Annotated in this window: 18 protein-coding genes and 1 pseudogene; 7 read left to right on the top strand and 12 right to left on the bottom strand. The window is 38.4% G+C overall.

Going from position 1 to position 19,091, the window contains the following annotated elements:
* Positions 1-645: 645 nt before the first annotated feature.
* The 3 genes from OGI71_RS13120 to OGI71_RS13110 all read left to right on the top strand — a co-directional run bounded on the left by OGI71_RS13120 (position 646) and on the right by OGI71_RS13110 (position 2,964).
* On the top strand, positions 646-867 hold the full coding sequence (locus tag OGI71_RS13120; protein ID WP_282255932.1) for a hypothetical protein: 222 nt from the start codon (positions 646-648) through the stop codon (positions 865-867).
* Positions 868-878: 11 nt separating this feature from the next.
* A complete protein-coding gene (locus tag OGI71_RS13115; RefSeq protein WP_282255931.1) occupies positions 879-2,075 on the top strand; it encodes a GTP-binding protein in 1,197 nt (398 codons plus the stop codon).
* A gap of 232 nt (positions 2,076-2,307) precedes the next feature.
* Positions 2,308-2,964: a response regulator transcription factor gene (locus OGI71_RS13110; RefSeq protein WP_282255930.1), complete on the top strand. Its 657-nt coding sequence runs from the start codon at positions 2,308-2,310 to the stop codon at positions 2,962-2,964.
* Between the two features lie 240 nt (positions 2,965-3,204).
* Here the strand turns inward: OGI71_RS13110 and OGI71_RS13105 are convergent, their stop codons facing one another.
* Positions 3,205-4,923, bottom strand: coding sequence for a hypothetical protein (locus OGI71_RS13105; RefSeq protein WP_282255929.1), 1,719 nt, complete (start codon positions 4,921-4,923; stop codon positions 3,205-3,207).
* Positions 4,924-4,943: 20 nt separating this feature from the next.
* Positions 4,944-5,129 carry a hypothetical protein gene (locus OGI71_RS13100; RefSeq protein WP_104383004.1) on the bottom strand — a complete coding sequence of 62 codons (186 nt, stop codon included), beginning with the start codon at positions 5,127-5,129 and terminating at the stop codon, positions 4,944-4,946.
* Between the two features lie 465 nt (positions 5,130-5,594).
* Here OGI71_RS13100 and OGI71_RS13095 point away from each other — a divergent pair, with 465 nt between their 5' ends.
* Together OGI71_RS13095 and OGI71_RS13090 are read left to right on the top strand one after the other, a co-directional pair.
* Positions 5,595-5,852, top strand: a complete 258-nt coding sequence (locus tag OGI71_RS13095) for a hypothetical protein (protein ID WP_282255928.1) — start codon at positions 5,595-5,597, stop codon at positions 5,850-5,852.
* Positions 5,853-5,873: 21 nt separating this feature from the next.
* A complete protein-coding gene (locus OGI71_RS13090) occupies positions 5,874-6,098 on the top strand; it encodes a hypothetical protein (protein WP_282255927.1) in 225 nt (74 codons plus the stop codon).
* 127 nt (positions 6,099-6,225) lie between these two features.
* On the opposite strand, the gene OGI71_RS13085 is transcribed toward OGI71_RS13090, so the two are convergent.
* The 4 genes from OGI71_RS13085 to OGI71_RS13070 form a co-directional block, all read right to left on the bottom strand.
* Positions 6,226-6,390 carry a hypothetical protein gene (locus OGI71_RS13085; protein ID WP_282255925.1) on the bottom strand — a complete coding sequence of 55 codons (165 nt, stop codon included), beginning with the start codon at positions 6,388-6,390 and terminating at the stop codon, positions 6,226-6,228.
* A gap of 398 nt (positions 6,391-6,788) precedes the next feature.
* Positions 6,789-7,586: a hypothetical protein gene (locus OGI71_RS13080; protein ID WP_282255924.1), complete on the bottom strand. Its 798-nt coding sequence runs from the start codon at positions 7,584-7,586 to the stop codon at positions 6,789-6,791.
* A 185-nt stretch (positions 7,587-7,771) separates the two neighbouring features.
* Positions 7,772-8,029, bottom strand: a complete 258-nt coding sequence (locus tag OGI71_RS13075) for a hypothetical protein (RefSeq protein ID WP_282255922.1) — start codon at positions 8,027-8,029, stop codon at positions 7,772-7,774.
* A gap of 163 nt (positions 8,030-8,192) precedes the next feature.
* Positions 8,193-8,543, bottom strand: a complete 351-nt coding sequence (locus tag OGI71_RS13070; RefSeq protein ID WP_282255920.1) for a helix-turn-helix domain-containing protein — start codon at positions 8,541-8,543, stop codon at positions 8,193-8,195.
* Positions 8,544-8,634: 91 nt separating this feature from the next.
* On the opposite strand from OGI71_RS13070, the gene OGI71_RS13065 reads away from it, so the two are divergent.
* Positions 8,635-9,459 carry an SDR family NAD(P)-dependent oxidoreductase gene (locus OGI71_RS13065; protein ID WP_282255919.1) on the top strand — a complete coding sequence of 275 codons (825 nt, stop codon included), beginning with the start codon at positions 8,635-8,637 and terminating at the stop codon, positions 9,457-9,459.
* A gap of 177 nt (positions 9,460-9,636) precedes the next feature.
* Here the strand turns inward: OGI71_RS13065 and OGI71_RS13060 are convergent, their stop codons facing one another.
* Together OGI71_RS13060 and OGI71_RS13055 are read right to left on the bottom strand one after the other, a co-directional pair.
* Positions 9,637-10,398: a leucine-rich repeat domain-containing protein gene (locus OGI71_RS13060; protein WP_282255918.1), complete on the bottom strand. Its 762-nt coding sequence runs from the start codon at positions 10,396-10,398 to the stop codon at positions 9,637-9,639.
* 10 nt (positions 10,399-10,408) lie between these two features.
* Complete coding sequence (locus OGI71_RS13055; RefSeq protein ID WP_282255917.1) at positions 10,409-11,014, bottom strand: hypothetical protein; 606 nt, start codon at positions 11,012-11,014, stop codon at positions 10,409-10,411.
* Between the two features lie 100 nt (positions 11,015-11,114).
* Here OGI71_RS13055 and OGI71_RS13050 point away from each other — a divergent pair.
* Positions 11,115-11,402: pseudogene (locus OGI71_RS13050) on the top strand (transposase); the annotation flags it as partial.
* A gap of 315 nt (positions 11,403-11,717) precedes the next feature.
* On the opposite strand, the gene OGI71_RS13045 reads toward OGI71_RS13050, so the two are convergent.
* The 4 genes from OGI71_RS13045 to OGI71_RS13030 are packed head-to-tail and all read right to left on the bottom strand — an operon-like array spanning position 11,718 to position 18,995.
* A complete protein-coding gene (locus OGI71_RS13045; RefSeq protein ID WP_282255916.1) occupies positions 11,718-13,142 on the bottom strand; it encodes a DUF5689 domain-containing protein in 1,425 nt (474 codons plus the stop codon).
* A 32-nt stretch (positions 13,143-13,174) separates the two neighbouring features.
* The gene (locus OGI71_RS13040; RefSeq protein WP_282255915.1) at positions 13,175-14,092 is read right to left on the bottom strand and encodes a hypothetical protein; all 918 of its coding nucleotides are present in this window, start codon (positions 14,090-14,092) and stop codon (positions 13,175-13,177) included.
* On the bottom strand, positions 14,089-15,606 hold the full coding sequence (locus OGI71_RS13035) for a hypothetical protein (protein WP_282255914.1): 1,518 nt from the start codon (positions 15,604-15,606) through the stop codon (positions 14,089-14,091). The genes OGI71_RS13040 and OGI71_RS13035 overlap by 4 nt, the downstream gene beginning before the upstream one ends.
* A gap of 32 nt (positions 15,607-15,638) precedes the next feature.
* Positions 15,639-18,995 (bottom strand): TonB-dependent receptor, encoded by a 3,357-nt coding sequence (locus OGI71_RS13030; RefSeq protein WP_282255913.1) that lies wholly within the window; start codon positions 18,993-18,995, stop codon positions 15,639-15,641.
* Positions 18,996-19,091 lie beyond the last annotated feature (96 nt).

Raw genomic sequence — 19,091 nt, 5'->3', positions numbered from 1 at the left:
AAGGTAAAAATAAAATAAATCCTCGTATTTTATAGTATCGCAGGAAATTGTCCTAGATCACGGTTTAAGCATCATCGTAGCCAGCAAATTGATAGGTATGTGATGTTCACAAATATTACAATGCAGTAAAAAAGATGAGATTGCCATTATAGCAGCATCCTCCTGAGGATGTTACTGTACCTGTTGAACTATTAAAAGTAATCACTTCATTTCTAACACAGCTAGGGTGCCCTGAAGAGTTGGTTCTTTATAGGCATAAATTCAATTTCGAAATTTATGCTTTTAATATACGGCAAACTTTATAAATATGAAATCTTATTTCATGAATTTTCATAAATTCTGGGATGCTTCGGTATATCTTCACTGCCGCTTACATACGCTTTCTTTTTCTCAGATAGCGGCACTAACCCTACTTAAAAGAATGGCAATCAATTTTGGCTTAATGCATACCTAGAGGGTTTGTATGCAATAAAGAGTCTTGTGGTTGATCAGCCATCATTTCAGATAAGTATATACCTGCTGATTCCTAATAAAGGCCACAAGCAATTATACTTATGTCAAATAGAATACAATTATCAAATGCAACTAAATTGCTTTTATGAATTATTGTTCTTAATTTTGCTTTTATATAAAAAGACAATGAGCATGATTCCTAAAAACTTTGAAGACTGGAAGTGGTGTATTGAAAAACAATGTGGTATTCCGTTAACGGTCGAATTTGCCAAGCAACGTCTGGTAGTTTATGAAGATCTTTCCAATGCGGAGACACAACGTTTTGTTTCCAATTATGGAATAGAGCACCTTGAGAATATAAAAAAATGGATGCGCATTGTGATGAACTCAGTGGAGAAAAAAAATAGAATTTAATTTATATCAAAATGAAAAAAAAACTACCAGTCACAGTTCTAAGTGGCTTTTTGGGGGCAGGTAAAACATCCTTGCTGAATCATATACTTCATCACAAGGGAGGCAAGAAAGTTGCTGTAATTGTAAATGATATGAGTGAAGTGAACATTGATGCACAATCCGTGGAGCGCGAGAATGTGCTATCCCGCACAGAAGAGAAGCTTGTTGAAATGAGTAATGGATGTATATGTTGTACATTAAGGGAAGATCTCATGGTTGAGGTTGAACGTTTGGCCAAAGAAGACCGTTTTGATTACCTTCTGATTGAAAGTACAGGTATCTCAGAGCCAATTCCTGTTGCACAGACATTCAGTTATGTTGATTCTAACAATGATATTGACCTTTCGTCATTCAGCTTTATTGATACAATGGTTACTGTAGTGGATTGTTTCAACTTCTCCAAGGATTTTGGTAGTTCAGAAACTTTGTTAGATAGGGAGCTCGCCGACGATGATAGGGATAACAGGACAATTGTAAATTTATTGACCGATCAGATAGAGTTTGCTAATGTCATTGTTTTAAACAAAGCAGACCTTGTGTCGGAGGAGACCATAGGAACCTTGGAAGCAGCAATTGGTAAACTTAATCCAGGCGCGAAGCTGATTCGTACCCAATTTGGCCAAGTTGATCCAAAGGAGATCATGGGAACAGGAATGTTCGACTTTGAAGAAGCTTCTTCGTCTGCGGGTTGGTTAAAAGAACTAACGGAGGAGCATGTTCCCGAAACTGAAGAATATGGGATTTCATCTTTTGTTTTTCGCTCCCAGCGACCTTTCCATCCGCAACGATTACACAGTTATTTAAATGAACATTATCCTCATAATATTATACGTGCTAAAGGATTATTTTGGTTAGCGTCGAGGCCGGATACTGCAATTAGTTTTAGTCAAGCTGGCGGGAGCGTCCGATTGGAGACTGCCGGTTCGTGGTGGAGTAGCATGCCAGAAGAGGTGCGGTACCAACATCCAATTTACCCCGAAATAAAAGCTGATCTATTAAAACGCTGGCATCCTGAATGGGAGGATCGTAAAAACGAGTTGGTGTTTATAGGGCAACATTTGGAGAAAGAGAAATATATTAAAGAGTTGGAATCTTGTTTATTGACCGACGAGGAGGCGGACGATTGGCGTTTCACTTGGTGGAAAGATGAATTTCCCAAAAATATTTAGTGCCTAGTGTTAATTATTTCGCCAATATTGGATGAAAATTACGGACATGTAACAAGCTGCTCAGAATTTTTTAGCTCCCATTTTGAAATCAATTACAATAAGGATGGGTTGTTGACTATCCGTTCAGAGTAATAGTGGCTGTGGCCACTTATTTTGCATGAAAAAATGAGCTCTTGTGTCGAACAATCTTAACGGTTAGGTGTTATATACTTGCTTAAATTTCGGAGGAATAATGACTGAAATTCTATTAGTTGACGACCACAATTTAGTTCGTAATGGTATACGACTGATATTAGATTCTTGTAATGACCTTTTTGTCGTGGATGAAGTGGGCAGTGGGGAAGAAGCTTTGGATTATCTTGAGAAAAATAAAACACCCGATCTGGTACTCACTGACATCAATATGAAAGAAATTGATGGAGTTGCTTTGATACATATTGCGAAAACTAGGTTTCCAGATATAAGGGCTTCGGTACTGTCGATGATTGAAGATAGCGGCGTGGTTGTGGATGCATTCAATGCCGGAGCAGATGGCTATCTGACTAAGAGTACAGATTATACTGAGCTATTGTTTGGCGTTAATCAAGTTGTTCAAGGCAAAAAGTATTTGGCAAGCTCTATTGCTATGGATATCATCAATAAATATAGTACTTTAATCCCCCTGACTTACGATAAATCAGATTTACTTAAGCGCTATGAGATAAATGAAAGAGAGCTGTCCGTTTTAGAATTAATATCGCAAGGTCATACCAATGCTCAGATTGCAGATCAGATCTTTTTAAGCAAGCGTACAATTGAAGGGATTAGGCAGCATTTGATTGATAAAACTCGGGCTAAAAATACAGCTGATCTTGTGCGTTTTGCGTTTCAAAACAAACTTTTAGAATAAATTTTTTTATTTTGATTATTTTGGGTCGCGATTTCTCCTCCAAATTTTTCAAAGGACAGTTCCTTATTTTTATTATATATTTGAATAATCTGTTGGCCTACAAAGGGTAACTAGGTCAATAAAGAATATTTTCGGATCTAATTTAAATAATTATACCCCGGGAATTTCATTTCTCGGGGTATAATTCAAGTGACTATTTATGCCATTTCAAAAGCTTATAGATTTAAAGCTTTTATTAATTTAATTATTAACAATTTGTCTTACACAACGGATGTTTCTACCCTCGGCTTTATTGAGATTAGGGTAAGTTACATTTCCCCAAGAGAATAGCCAGGCAACCCTTGTAAATGCTGACTTCACAGCAAATGCTGTATTGGAGTCTCTATTGTCGGAAGTCCAATAATGACATTCCCCAGAGGCAAAAGCACCTAAAGCGATACCACCCGGGCTCCCTACTACAGATGTCGATCCACCCAATGTGCTTGGCTTAGTACGGTATCCACCAAAAGATAAGGTAAGGTCATTGTCGTCATATGCCGGATTACTAGGATAATCACTGTCTCTATTCCATTTGTATGCATATTGCGCACCCCAGAATAATCCCAACACCTCTTGCTTATCATCAGGTTGTCCGATGGATTCCCATTCTTGTTTTGTTGACATACGCCATGTTCCTTCCGGATAAACCGAAGCACAAGGGTCCGTGCTGCCTGCAGCCCCCGTTGGTGTAGAAGATTTCCAGTTCCAGAATTCTGTGTCCTTAGTAGCCGGAGTTGATCCTCCTGGATTGGATTTTAATCTATATTTGTCCATCTCAGCTGCGTTATATACCAGGTTGGATCGTGCCCATAAAACACCTTTAACTTTAACTGGAGATTCAATAAGACGGATATTCAATCCATAGGTACTACCTATTGTCGGAGTGTAGGCGCCAGGATAAGTGTAAGTTAATGGTGTAAATGTTCTTACACGCGAATCATCCAATGTAACTTTCAACGTATTAAACTTCATCTTGAAACTATTGGCAGGAATTGTTTCCGTGCTCAATGTGAAGAAGCTTGCTACTTTAACTGTAGCAGCAGGATTTCCACTTTCCTCTACCATCGAAGAGCCTAATACCGCTTTGTCTACATTTACCACATTATTAAACTGCCCCGTTAGCATATTCAAATCACCCATTTGCAAAACAGTCGTATTTGTACTGTTTTTAACTAATGAAATGCTCGTACTATTTTCTATTCTGGCAAAAAGCCCTCTAACATTCAATTTCACCTGAATTCTAGCGGTCATGCGTTTAAATGTTATCTCCAAATAATTCTCACCATTTACTGTATTGACACTGCCCGAAGCATACAATACATCTTTGTTCTCTAGCCCACTACGGGAGACCACTCCGGCACCATTTACATCAGGAACACTTGCATTCTTTTCATTTACAGATACGGCATACCAAGTATATTTCTTATTGGCGTCTACCTTGATCTGTGGATCCACTCCTGAAGTAACAACTTGATTAACGACTAAAGCGTTAGCAGCATCGTAGATCAGAAGACGGAATTTAGTGCCATTTTCCATTTGAGATGATGCCACCGCTTTCGTTGTTCCTGATGCGGCTTTTTTGCTCAATGTATCAGTTGAGCTGGCCTTTGTTACAACCGGAACGTCGTTACCAAGTGTACCTTCACCAAAGTCCACAAAAGCGTCCACGCTTCCAAATGATACTAATGATTGTTTATTAATGCCGCTATTTCCTTTATTGGACATTTTTACGTTATTTCCTGTTCCACCGATTATTGATTCTTCTATTCCTTTCACACCAACTTTCAGCACAGCACCATCTTCGGTTGGTGCCATCTGTTCTTCTTTCGAAGAGCAGGATGTGAAACTGGCTAGTAATAAGCAAAATACGGCCGCTCCAGAAATGTTTCTTCTTAATTTATTTGATATTATACTTTTCATCTTGTCTTTTTTTTTTAAGATTAAATATCAAAGTCTGAATTCTGACTGCCGTTATCAAACCAATCTTCAGTTTTGGGACTCGAAGGATTGGACGAATCTCCGGGGTTAACAGAAGCCGATCCCGCGGCGATGCCCTGTTCTAATTCAACAATCGTAGTGGTTACACTCGGTACCACATAAGATTTGCGTTTTTGTTGTTTTTCCATACTTAAAATTTTTTAATTAATGATAATTGTGATTTATTTGGCATAGTCATTATTACGTGAGCAAAACTATATCCATAAATGTTAAAAATCATTGTTTTGCAGTATGTTATGTTTTGTATGTAGATGTCAAACTACTACGGTGTAGCGTAATGGCTACAAGTTGTTATGTTTTTCATTTATACTTAATATTTCAAATTTAGACATATAGTATATTTTAATATTAAAAATATTAATGTTAACACATGTATGTTTGCACTTTTATTAAATATTGTCCGATGTATGAAGTGTGAATGTGTGTGTTTTAATCATGACTATGTAGAAATAAATCTACATGTTGTAATTAGGCGTCTACAAGCTTGTAATGAGAGGCAGATAAAATGCTTTTTTTTTATAAAAAGAACCACATTTGCTTGCGATATTTCATCATCCGAAGTAGACAGTAAGTTATACCCAAAATAAACTGCAATGGAAAAAGATAATAATGATGGCAAGAGAATCTCGAATAAAGCGAGGGTCCAATGTGCAATTTCAGATATAATGAGTGGTTATTTATTTTTACATGAGGCCGTAGAGAAATATGAGGTTCCCGCTTCCACCATTATTCTACATTTAAAAAAAATCCAAAAAGAAAAGCAAAAAGAAAAGAAAGATCCCTTACCAATTGACAATGCTAAAACAGTAGCTAAGGAGACCACCGACTCGAGAAAAAAAGACGATAAATAAATAGAATAAACAACCGAACAAATGAAAAATAGTAAAAACATTATTGAAATTTTGGATAATAGATATAGCGCCTATTTGGAAGACGAAGGAAAATGGCTTAATGAAGGGTTTAAAGGTATTTTTACTGAGAAGGGCGAGCAAAAGGAGAATTTAAAAACACCAGTATATCTGATGTTACCAAAGGAGATTAGGGTATATGTGGATCAGCTTTTATCGGACGAAGGGCGTTTGAAATCTACCATGTAGCTACGAGCTTTTTTTGAACGGCTTTTCATGTAGGAGGAATTAATGATTTCCGAATCAATATTCAGAAATAGTTGGTATTATTTTAATTGGCGTTTGTAAAAAATAAAACTTGCCAAATTGAGGGATCCTATTTCTGAAATCTGGTTTTATAGGCAACGTCAAATTTCAGCAATATCTTAAAATAATCTAATGTATCTTCCTCATGGAAAGCATCACGGATAGACTCATCCATGTCATAAAGCAATGCAAGCTTTTCTGAGTATGAAATTAGCTTCTCGTGTGACATTGCCATAACTTGAGTATGATTATAGTTTTCCTTTATTAGCATGTCTGAAATTTCATCGGACAGCCTTAACATTTCATTTCTGTTTATCAACATAAATATTTTATATAGTACTGTTATAAAAAGTTGCGTTAATTCAATCCTTTCAAAAATCTAGTTCATGCAATCCCTTTCCTAAAGAACCGATTTTTACTAGATCTACTACATGGTTTAATAAAATTACAGAATTTCACTAATATATTCGTCTCTGGATTATTGAATCAGTAGTATATTTTTGGGTGTTTTCTGTCGTAAATTATAATTTGACCTCTCCCCGAAAAACAGACGGATTTTCTATTTAGAACACTCCTAAATTCGGAGAGAGGTCAATATCTGCTCCCTCTATGGTCAACCATTATTTGGTTAAGTCAAGTCCTTTTTTCGAGAAAGTTATTGATTTCTTTATTTAGAGACCAAATCGAAAAATAATAAAACCCTAGATTTAAAATTCCTATCAATGCAATCATAGCTGTAAGCCCTTCGTCTTTATACATTTTGTATGCAATTATTGAAAAAACAGGACATAACAGAAATAAGATAATGGCAATTATTAATGATTTCTTGTTGAATTTTTGTTTTTCTACAATAACTGCGATATTCCTGTTTTTTAGTTCTTTCTGATAAGACAAAAATGATGAAAATTCTTTGTTTTCACTCATCGCAAATCCAGTTCCTTGTCCGATTAGATCTTTAATTACTAAAAATTTTATGTCGGCCGGATTATCTGCTTCTATTGCATTCAATTCATTGTCAAGTATGTTGTAGAAATTATTTAGCGAATTGTAAAATGCGGACAATTGAGTTATGTCAATTTCCAGCTTGTCATCGGTTTCAAATTGTGCTTTGATATACGTAATAAAATCATCAAATAGTGGAATTGTTTCTGGAAAATGCTTTTGTAAAAATATCCTGCTTTTTGACGAGTTCATATTTAAAGCTTGTTCGCTTATAGTAATACTAGTAGGATTTAGTTCTGAAAATTGTTCAAATTTCTGTTGATTATAGGCTTCTTGATGCGCTAGAGACTTTTGCCAATCCTGAAAATATTTTTTTAATATTGTTTTGTCTATAAGTGTAATCCAAAAAAATGGCAATGAATTGTTTGCCTCAAAGAGGTATAAATTTCTGCCGGTTTTTCTCAGATATAAATAACTTCTATATCCCATTTTCTGAATAAATTATTGCTCAACTCTTGCTCTATTTTCAATACTAAAAATACATGAAAACTTTTCTAATATATCATCAAATCGAGCAAAAGAGACAGTCATATTAATATAATCAATTTCATTTTGAGTGAATACGGCTATACTTGAATTATTCTGTTGTCATGTTATACAAAGATTATAGGGAATCAATTTTCTTTTTTATCCAACACAGTTCGTAATGCCTTGTATATTCCTAAAAGTAGGATGATCAGGCAAGTCAGTGTTAGGCCAAGATATTGCACCACCCAACCAATAAGAATTGCAACAATATGGATCTTGCCGTTCTCCGGCCTGAACATCGCCCCTGAGAAAAGGTAGAAGGCAAAGGTCATGAACACGCCCAACCAGATCAGCGCATAAACATAATACAGCGGATTTTTACTGAATTGATAATTTTTCAACATCGTCATCTTAAATTTAAATATATATAGGTTTGCGTTTTGTTTATGAAAAGATTTACAATTCGCTTGATGAGATTTATGAATCGTTGGCGCTGAATTGGAAGGACTGCAGATAGAAGATGAGGACAAGGGGGAGCGAATGATATATTGTATATTGGAGACATGCTCAATAATTTCGGTATTGCTTACCCCAATGTTGTAAGGTAAGCAAAACAGTTTCGAGACTTTTACCTTTTTCACTGATGCGGTATTCCACTTTAGGTGGAATTTCTTTATAATCGGTCCGAACGATGAGGCCATCGTTCTGCAGTTCTTTAAGTTGTTTGATCAGCATTCTTTCTGTAATATTCATAAGTTTGTTTTTTATCTCTGAGTAGCGTAAAACTTTATTGTCCAATAAGGAGGCTAATATGCCGATTTTCCAACGGCCACCAATAATAGACAAGGTATAGAACATACCGCAGCTTTCCAGCAGATCTGTTTCATTCAGAAAATTTGTTGAGCTTTTCTTTCGCATAAATTTATTGTATGTACATACAAATTTGTAGGTACTTGTATTTGGTAAAGGTATCGAATACTTTTGTTTAAGTAATACAAAGAAGTAAAATATGGAACAGAAAGTGTGGCTTATTACAGGTGTATCGCAGGGGCTAGGCCGAGAAATAGCAAGACAAGCTACCGTTATGGGAGACATCGTCATTGGTACAGTGCGCAAGGAAGAAGATAAAGTGAGTTTCGAGAGAAATATACCCGCCAAAGCATTTATAATTGATTTAAAAGAGACGGAGCAGATACCTTCGCTTATTGAAAAAATAATTAAGGATCATAAACAAATTGATGTTTTGGTAAACAATGCTGGATTTGGTGCATTCGGTATGCTCGAAGAGTTTGAGGAGTGGGAGATTAATGATCAATTTCAGGTGAACTTCATTTCGGTATGGAAGCTCTGCCAGAACGTGCTTCCGCATATGAGAGCCCGCGGGCAAGGTTCCATCGTACAAATATCCTCTCGTGCGGGTATTGCTGCTGGGGTTGGAAATGGTATTTACGCGGCGAGCAAGTTTGCATTAGAAGGAATGAGTGAGGCTATGAAACAAGAAGTTGAACCATTTGGTATAAAAGTGCTGCTTGCAGAACCAGGAGCTTTGCGCACTGGTTTTTTTGGATCATCCGTTCGGTACGCCAAAAATGAACTACAAGATTATACAAATAAATTAGGGAACATTAGAATCGGTACCAAAAACATGGACGGCAAACAATCGGGAGATCCGGTAAAGGCCGCACATGCTATTATTGAAGCAGTAATTAATTCGGATAGCTTGTTTCGAATTCCTTTAACATCTGGAACGATAGAGATTATGAAAGCAAAGATCCGAGAACTGGAACATTGCGTTGAGACAAGTGAAGCCAGTGCTAGAAACGTCGACTTTTAAATCACTCAACCAGCATTTTCTCACCATTCAATATCATAACACGTATGTTTCTAATGTTTTTATATTTGGGTATTTGTATTTACCACTATCCGTCTAGTAATTATTTTCCTGTCGTCGAGCAGCGCGTTAGCGACAAGATCTATGTTCTAGCAGTCATGTAAATTATGTTCGATAACTTTACCATATCAGATCGACTAAGCTTTCTGTACCGCTTAAATTCAGTGTGGTAACATTACAATACAAACAGGAAAAAGATGCCAGCTTCTTTAAGCCACGGATGTTTACAGCTGAAAGCAAATTATTGTCGGCTGAAAAATCGTGCATATCCAGAAATCTGGTGAGATCTAAATCCCCTGCTATTCTGTTTTTCTGAATCATGAGGGACTGCAGTTTGGGGCAACTATCGATCTTGAAATCAACAATACTATTGTTTGAAAGATTTACTGTCCTTAACTCAGGATAATTGTGTATCTCTATTCTAGTAAGCTGATTGTAATTCAGGCTAAGTTCCGTCAGTTTTTTAAATGCGGTTATGTCTATATCTTTTAGCCTATTGCCAATTAGCGACAGGTGCTCAAGATTGACGCAACCTGTTATATTTAATATTTCTATTTCGCTGCCCACAAGGTACAAGCGTTTAAGGTTGGTCATCCCTTGCAAATCTACCTGCCTGATTTTGTTTTTGTATGTGCCAAATTCCTCTAGATTCTTAAAGCTTTTTATGCCTTCCATAGATGAAAAGGCGGTCTCTTCCAGATACAATTTGGTAACCTTCTGCGCTTCTGATACCTGTATCTCACCATCATTGTTGGCATCTACTTTCTTATTAATGAGTGCCTGTTTGAAACTTTGATCAGGGAAATTTACGACCTGCGCGTTAACGGAAGATAGACATAGCATCAATAAAATGAAGCTAAATAGTATTTTACAACATTTCATAGTTAGTTTTTTAAAGCTTAACATTTACAATCTGCCCTTCGGAGGTAACTTCGACTAAGGTTTTCACTAGGTCGTCTGTCTCGTAAAACAACTTAAAGTCCTCATATATCGGTCGAGAGTAAGAGGTGACAGCCTGACCATATATATTGTAACCAACAGACATTGACGTGCCTACCTGGTTCCACATTTCATGCATTTTACCTTGACGTACCATTGTTTGGAGATAGTATTTCCCGGGTCTTAAATTTCGAAATACGAACGTACCATCCTTATCTGACGCCTTTGTAACGATACGGTAAGAGTAGGCTTCAGGCGACATCATTGCAAGCGTTTTTCCTTTTTTATTCTTTTTGTTTAATTCATACCATTCATCAAAATAGGATGTGCACGGAAAAAGTGTTATTATAATACCCAGATAGGTATTGTCCGGATTCTTTTTCTTTTTTACTACAACTCCCTGTAATATTGCTGTTCCATTATTAAGCATGTCGTCAGCCTGGTCCTTGTTAAATGATGAGGCAGGAAAAACAGGAATGGGTCTATCCTGGGCATTTACAAACGTTTCGTAAAAAAGTACATACGAAATCAGAAGTAACCATTTTATACTTTTCATCATGTCTAGTATTAACTTTCCTTTAAAATTAACATTTTTCATTAACAATCGAAATACTTGAAAACCAGTATATTTAAAGAACCTGTTGATTTATAAACCGGAAGAAAAATATTCCTAGTGAGTTTATGAACATCAGGTGGAATTAGTTTTCTCTATATCCTGAAAACCAAGAGATAATCCGTATATTGAGTCATTCAATGGAAGTTTTCGGGACGAGTGCTTAAACGCACATTGGTTTCTGTCATTGGAAGATGCGAAGGAAAAAAATGAAGTCTGGAGGGAGAAATACAATATCTTCAGACTCCATAGCTGTTTGGAGGATCTGACACCTGAAATGTTTATCGAAAAACAGGTCAAAACAGCGGAATTTTCTACTTTAGAACACTCCTAAATTCGGGGAGAGGTCAAGTTTGACTTCAACACCAACATAATGCTGACTTTCTTAGTGCTTCAGCACAGCTGTTAGCAATTGTTCCATTTAATAATAACGATGCAAAACACATCGAAATCAGATAGCACCGTACAGAACTATTCTGTTTGATAGTTCTTGATATTTACCCGATTTATTAACTTAGAGATTAATCGTTGAAGCATATATTTTGCCAATTTTAGAAGGGCAAATACAGCATATTTGCCCTTCTATTTCATTTGTATAAGTATATGTTTTATCCAAACATATATCGACGGACGTTAAATCCGATTGATATTAAAAGGCATATTCGATTTTCGATATAATTATAGGAGCATAGGGCTGAGAAAATGAATAGGGATCAGCTGCGGTTCGGGTAGAAAGATTTTTGATTTTAAACCCGGGACTTGCCAGCCAACCATCCACTTTTGTATAAAAATAGTCAGCCGAAGCGGGATCTTCCGGAGCGTATCGCAGAATTTCTGTTCTTTTCGGAATGGTAAAAGTAACAGTATAAAAAGTTCCTGTCTTTGTGAAAGATGACGATTCTAACGATGGAATATGATCTATCGGGTAGCCATTGTCCGAAAATTCCAAAGCTAATTTAAAGACATCTTTTTCCGATTGAAAAGGCTTCACAATTAAGCTGTCCCCATTGGCGGTAGTGGCAATAAGCCCATTGGCTTTACTTCCGGCAAAAGTAATTCGGATTTCTTTGACAGATTGAAGCGTATATAGATTTGGAATGGTAAGGGCATTGGATATAAAACTATCATAGGGGCCTCCCATTGTATAGAAATAAAAATAAGGACGACCCTTTTCAAGAAAATCTATATCCATGGCGTTGGGATACTGATTACCACTGACATAGCCAATCGTATACTTTGAAAAGGATGTTTCCATATCAGTAGAGAATAAGTTTGGATCAGACCATTTGTTGCTATAGGGATCATTGGCAATCCCTATTATGTGCATATCATCAGTGACCACGCGGGTTATCGCGGCGGAAACGACATCCTTCGTATTTCTGATATCGATAAAATGTTCGGTTCCATTTGTGCGTAATATTCCAATTATTTCATTTACTTCTGTCGGGTAGGCTGTGCTTTCAAAAAGAGCTCCCTGAACGACCTGTGATTTGATTGAAGCATTTTTTTCAGTTTCCTTAAAGGATAGGGTTCCAGTATATTTCCCATTTCCACCAGATAGTGCACCATCATATAATCTAATTAATGTACCATTCCACAAATCTGCATGTTTCAATAAGCTATCGATCGTTGTAGTCCGAATATTCACATAGCCTGTTCCACTGGATCTGGCATTTGAAAGCGGTATATTTACCAATGCTACCTCTCCACTTATGTTCACCAGCTTTTGACCGGCTAGATTGACTTGGATCCGCTCGCCCAGTTTAAAACTAGGAACACTGTCAAATCGGATAACGATTCCTGTGTTATTACTCGTTTCTTCACTTTGCAGAATAATTGTTTTAGTGTCAATATTTTTTGTTGTGAAATCCGATATGACAACGCCATTGATTTGCAGACCTTCATCTCCGGCTGGCAGTGTAATTTCGGTTTTGGTACTCAATGCTTTTAATTCCCGGAGCGTAATGTTCTTTGTACCCAAAAATAGGGGGCGAAGATCTGGAGCGTCCGTCTTTTTACAGCCAGCAAAAAGTGTTAAAACTAATAGCGTCAATAAGGTGATATTTCTGTTCATATTTTTGTTTCATGGTTTGAGATCAGTACTTGCTACCAGATCTGTCTTGTTGAAGCCCGTAGATTTGGAAAAATAGTCGCCTTTTCATATTGGACAGTGTGGTCGCTGTTCAATTTTAGTGGTAACAGCCTCTGTTGTTCGTTTTGAAAGCCTGATATTGCGAGCACATAAGCATGTCCGCCATTGGCGGGGATCCCCGTGTTTATCAGTTCTTTACCCTTGCTTTTGCTGTATATTCGTAGCCCTAAGATGCCATTGGAAGCATCTTTTACGCCAAAGATCAAATAAGGTGTCGATTGCCCATAAGCAAGATCTTGTGGTAAATTTTCCTGGCTTAGCTCTCCGTTAGATGTTATCCGGCTGCAACTGATGTTTTCTGTATCCGGACTTTGATGTGAAATGGTGACCGCTACCTGTGTGCTGTCTAATTTGAGCGCCCTGTTGGCAGGAATAGCCATTATTTTGAAAGTAGGCGCACTGTTTTCTCTTCCAATGGATCCATCCACGAGATAGAGCAATGAGGCTGCATCTTTTTCCAGTACAAGTGCTGTGTCAATAAGCATTTTATCAGGTCTCGATCCGAAACTGCCGGATAACGAATCGGGGATCATATAGTTATATTTAAAACGGTGCTGACCGGACAGGTAATTCGCATACAGTAACCCGGGGACTGTACTGAAAAAATTTGGATACTCCAGTTTTTGCGGTGCCGAGATTAAATCGAAAAAAGGGAAATTTCCAGTGTTATGATGCGGTATAGTATCGACAAAAATTCCTATTCCGCCGATTTTATATTGTCTAAGGACGTCCGAATTCGCGATGTAGTTTATTTTTATGGCTTCTCCATTACCGGGAATCACCGCATCTAAATCTTTTTTGCAAGCAGTTATGGCTACTAACAAGCTAGCTACCGATATCATATAACGAGCTCTTTTTCTAATTTTTATCATCGTATTGCTGTTTTTATAATACTTTTTCTTCCGTTTGCGGTCATATACAAATGTCCTGCCTCATCATAGTTGAGTATTTCGTCTGAAAAGATACTGGAAGGTTTTCCAGGTGATGCATAGGGTTCGAAGTTATAGCCATCGATGTCTGCAGCGCCCTTGGCATACTGATAACTTCTACCTTCTATAAAGTCGAAGCCGATCCATTTGGGACCATCGACAAGTGAAGAAATATTTTTTCCAGGGCTTCCAATGATTTGTCCATCCAGATACTGATACAATAAGAAGACAAGTTTGCGATTAGGCTTGGGTAAAAATCCGAAAGCAATATCGGGTTTGCTGGGGTTTCCTAATGGTGTAGCGAAATTTATCTTAAGTCTGTTAAATGGTCCGATATAATTCTTTGGAATGGCCCCGTAACTTTCTTGAGGAATATTAACTGATCTAAGTAGCACTCTGCTTTTTAGATCATATAGTTTAATTCCAGCTGTGGTAGGGACATACATTATATTATCATCCGGCAAAATAATTGGATTGATCCCCTCGAAATTGACACCGGGTATTTCCATGGGTGATGCTTCACTTCGGAATAGGTAATCCAGTTTACCCTTATTACTATCGTATATCGCTACTGAAGCAGATGCTGTATAGAGCCACCCGTACAGAAATCCTGGTGTTATCAGGAACACGTGGCCTTCTGTATCTGGGTAAATTCCCGTGGTGACTTGAAGATTTAATGTCTTGATATCGCCTGTGTAAGGAGCCTTATATGCTTTACTTCGATTGAGTTCTTTGATGGATTTTGATTCAAAATCAGCTTCGATAAGTAGGTAGTCTTCCTTGCTTTTTATCGATAGCCATGCTTTGGTCCCTTGTGGATTGACACCCCCAGTGACAAAATTGTCTAAGGTAAAATTAGCATTGTTTAGTTGCGTTCTTGTCAGGAGAGTTTCTATTGCGCCCGCCTTCTTTACCACCTTTAGAGTACCTGTGGCCGGTTCATAAAAGTATAAGTCACCCTTGCCATTGACGCAATGTAAAAACACATTGGCGGGGTCGCTCATTTTGGCATGATTTACCACTTTTAGGGCAGCTTCAAAACTGTCTGAACCGAACTGCGAAAAAATGCTGATGGAAGCGGCGTTGAGATGATAGCCACCCGATGTTATCCGAACTGGGATGTTTTGTCCGGAGCCCATATTTTCTGCAATGATCACTTTGATCCGGTCCAATACACTTTGGCTGGAATCCGAGCTATTGGGACGATAATGCAACGTATCGGCCCCTACAATTGCGGCTTCAGCCTGACCGATTTGGATCTTTAAGCCATTGTTAGGTTGTAGGCGTCCGATAATAACCATCGTATCTCCTACAATGTAACTACTTTTATAGGCATATTTTGCTTCATTGTTAACTTGCGGCAGGGCATCCAGTGTGTTTTTAAAATCATCCACTTTTTGGCAGGAGCCTAGCCAGGTACAAAGTCCAAAGAGCAGTGCAGCTATTTTATAGTTCATGTGTTTATTTTTTCTTGATGTCATGGTCAGTATTAAAAAGAATACATAAAAGAGCAAATGATATGACGGTCAGTTTTGTATTGGTTACTGATCATATCTCCGCTGATGTCAACGTTGTCTTTTCCCTGGTAGACTGCCTTCTCATATTTGTAGGTAAAGTTTTCATCTTCGGCAATCCGTATCGGTTGATTGAGTATGTTTTGTACGCTCAGTTTGAATTGAAGACTTTTTAATAGCCTTTGTGTCAGAGCAAAATCAAGCAGCTGTCTTTTCAGTTCAATTAAACTTCCCTGTTCGCCTTGATTGATAATGGGCACAGTACCCTGAAGATCCACGTTGAAGGCAGAACCATTGGCTGCGGCATAGATACTCGGACCAGTTAAATTCCAGTTTAATGCTACTTTTGTGCCCGACCCGGCGTTGTCGTAGTAGAGGCCTGCATTAAAGATATATGGGGATTGTCCCTGCAATTGACGCGTGTAATAGGGATTCAGACCAGGATTTATATTTTTATTTATTGTGGTGTCTATATTTTTTTTGACCTCACTTTTAATCCAGGTAATATTGGCGGATACCGACAGATTACTGAAGAAGCTGCTGGACATAAATCCTAGGTTTTTCCGTACTTCAAGCTCTATTCCTTTTACTGTGGCTTGGTCTGCATTTCCAAAACTAACGGTAGCCGGCCCTCCAAAATACAAACTTCTATAAATCATCCGTTCGATCGGCGATTTCAGCTTTTTGTGAAATGCCCCGACACTAAGTACTTCGGCATTTACATTATCTTTCGGATACCATTCAATCCGCATGTCGTAGTTTTTTACTTCAGCAGGCTTCAAAAGATTATTACCTTTAATGGTCTGGTTGTTGAGGTAATCGAGCTCACTATAGGGTGATAATTCTCTGAATTCAGGTCTATTTACCGTTTGTCCATAGGCTAGCCTGAGCACCATTTGTTGGGTCGGTCGGTAGCCTATATTGAGCGAGGGGAGATAGTTTGTCCTTTTGTTATCAACAAGAACGGGTTTGTTCACGTCACCGACACGTTCAGGTGGAATTGCACCAGCGACCTTCTGGCGGTTGTGTTCTACGCGTAAACCACCATAGATATCCAATTTTTGGTGGAAGGGGAGAAGACTTATGGCAGCGTAACCAGCATTTAATTGCTCGGTCGCGATGTAGGCATCGGAGCCACTGGTGCGGTCGAATATCTTCAATGCGCTACCATCATCTCTGAGGTAGTCCGTGCTCCAGACTTTTCCCAGATCTTGTTCCTGAAAGAACACTTTACTAAAATCCATAAAATTTCCATTGCCGCCGATAACAGGATTTTCCGGATAACCGGCACTGTTCAAATCTCCTTCGTTTAAAGTATAGACCCGTCTGAACAATTTTCTGGATTTCCATTGTTGGTATGTACCCGCCTTAAGGGTAATCCAAGGCTGTAATTTGTAAGTGTAATCAACAGAGCCATTGTAGACATTTTCAGTATTTTGCGACCAGGACCTTGATAACATTCCACGGTCCAGGCTATTGTCTTTGTTTTCAATATCATCAGGTCCGGGGACATAACGATAAGCCGCAGTCCAATTGAGGTTTTCCGGGCCGGGCAGTATGACTCTGGCGCCATCTTGACGGTTCCTTTGAAAACGGATTACCCGCTGATCGGGGATTTTCTGAATACTGTATGTGTAACCCAGGTTCCATTCCAATCGCTGCTTTCCTTTTTCCAAATAATGATCGCCGCTAAAATTTCCCGAATATAGCGACCGCTGCGTATAGCTTAAGATGATATTTCGCTCCTGTAGATCAAAGCCGGGGCTACGGTCTCTCCAGGTCAGCCCAGTTAAATAGGCGAGGTCATTTGATTGCTCGTTGACGAGGTATTGATCATTTTTGCTTGTCCTTACCACAGTGCCGCTTTGACCTTGTTGTAAAAAATAATTCTTAAACATAAGCGTGCTGCTGTCTTTGATCACATAAGTGAAGTTCTGCAATAAATTCAGTTGGGCCATTTCCGTGCTTTGATTTTCCTGCGTGACCACATGGGTTCTATCGAGATCACCTCCATAAAAGCTGTTGGCACGATTAACCGCATATTGCTGCCCCTCACTTTTATAGCTCAGCGAACTCAACATGCTTACTCTTTTTGACCCGAGCTTAAATGAATCGTAGTAGTTGGCTGTTAATTGCATCATGGGGAGCATAAGTTTATGACCATATTGCAGATATGGACTGAAGTTATCGACATAACTCTTCTGAACCAAAGTTGCTTTCGTAAAATCTCCATATCCTGGTACTGCAGATGGCAATTTTCGTAATCCATTATCAAATCCCAGAAAATCAGTTCCACTCCCCTGATAGGTTAGAAACTGTGAAGAAAATGCTGTATTGGGGCGGACTCCCAACTGTAGTTCCAGATCAAAATGCTTGATGTTCCGTGCATCCTTGGTAAATATTTTTACAGCACCGCCAGTCATATCCGCCATGAGGTTCGGTGCCGGTGATTTATAGACCAAAATTCGGTCTATGATGCGGCTTGGAATAAGATCCAATGAAAATGCCCTGGAGTAAAGTTCGGTTGACGGTGCGATATTGCCATTCAGATAAGTCAGGTTATAGCGTTCGTTCATCCCTCGGATAATAATAAATTTGTTGTCTCTCACTGTTACACCAGCAATTTTTTTGACCACCTCGGCCGCATTTCGATCAGCTGATTTGCTGATCTCCTGACTCGATATTCCACTGGTCAGCGTCTGCGCATTCTTAATTTCTGAGAGTAGCTGTCTTTCCGAAGTATGGGCTACGGCGGTCCTGATTTTTCTCGAATTGGTAATGACGACTTCGTCCAGGACATTTGCTCCCTGAAGCCTGATGTCATAAGTTTCTTCCTTTGTTGCAGAAACCCGTATGGTACTTACTTCGGGCCTGAACCCTATAAAAGAGGCCTGCAATGAATACGTTCCCGAGGGAAGATCTATGAAATGGTAATAACCCTGTTGATCACTTTGCACCGTTTTTTTTAGCTCTTTGATATAGACTGTTGCGCCCGGAAGAGGTTGTGAGCTCTCAAATTCCACAATACGGCCTTTGATAGCACCATTGCCTTTCTGTTGCACCGGTTTTTGGGGAGCTGGAGGCAAACTGAAGATGATGTTTTGACCCTCATTCTCATAATTGATTCCCAACTTCTTTTTGATCAATAAAAGCAGTTCCTCCAAGGTTAAAGAAGAAGTAGAGTTGTCAATATGACCTTTTAATTTTGAATTTGTCTGTTCGTCAAAAGTAAATCGGACGCCGGGGACCTGTTCCTTTATTGCGGTAATAATCTGTAAACCGCTGATGTCTCCCGTAGACAATCTAATTCTCTTTTCAAGTATTTGGGACATGACAGATGACGAACTTAAGAGACATAACGTGAGAACTAGCACGTGTACAATGATATACAGTTTTTTCTTTCTTTTTTTTAATAAAATTTCTTTCAT

The organism is Sphingobacterium sp. ML3W (assembly GCF_029542085.1).
Taxonomy (GTDB): Bacteria; Bacteroidota; Bacteroidia; order Sphingobacteriales; family Sphingobacteriaceae; genus Sphingobacterium.
This window is presented reverse-complemented; position numbering and strand designations above follow the sequence as displayed.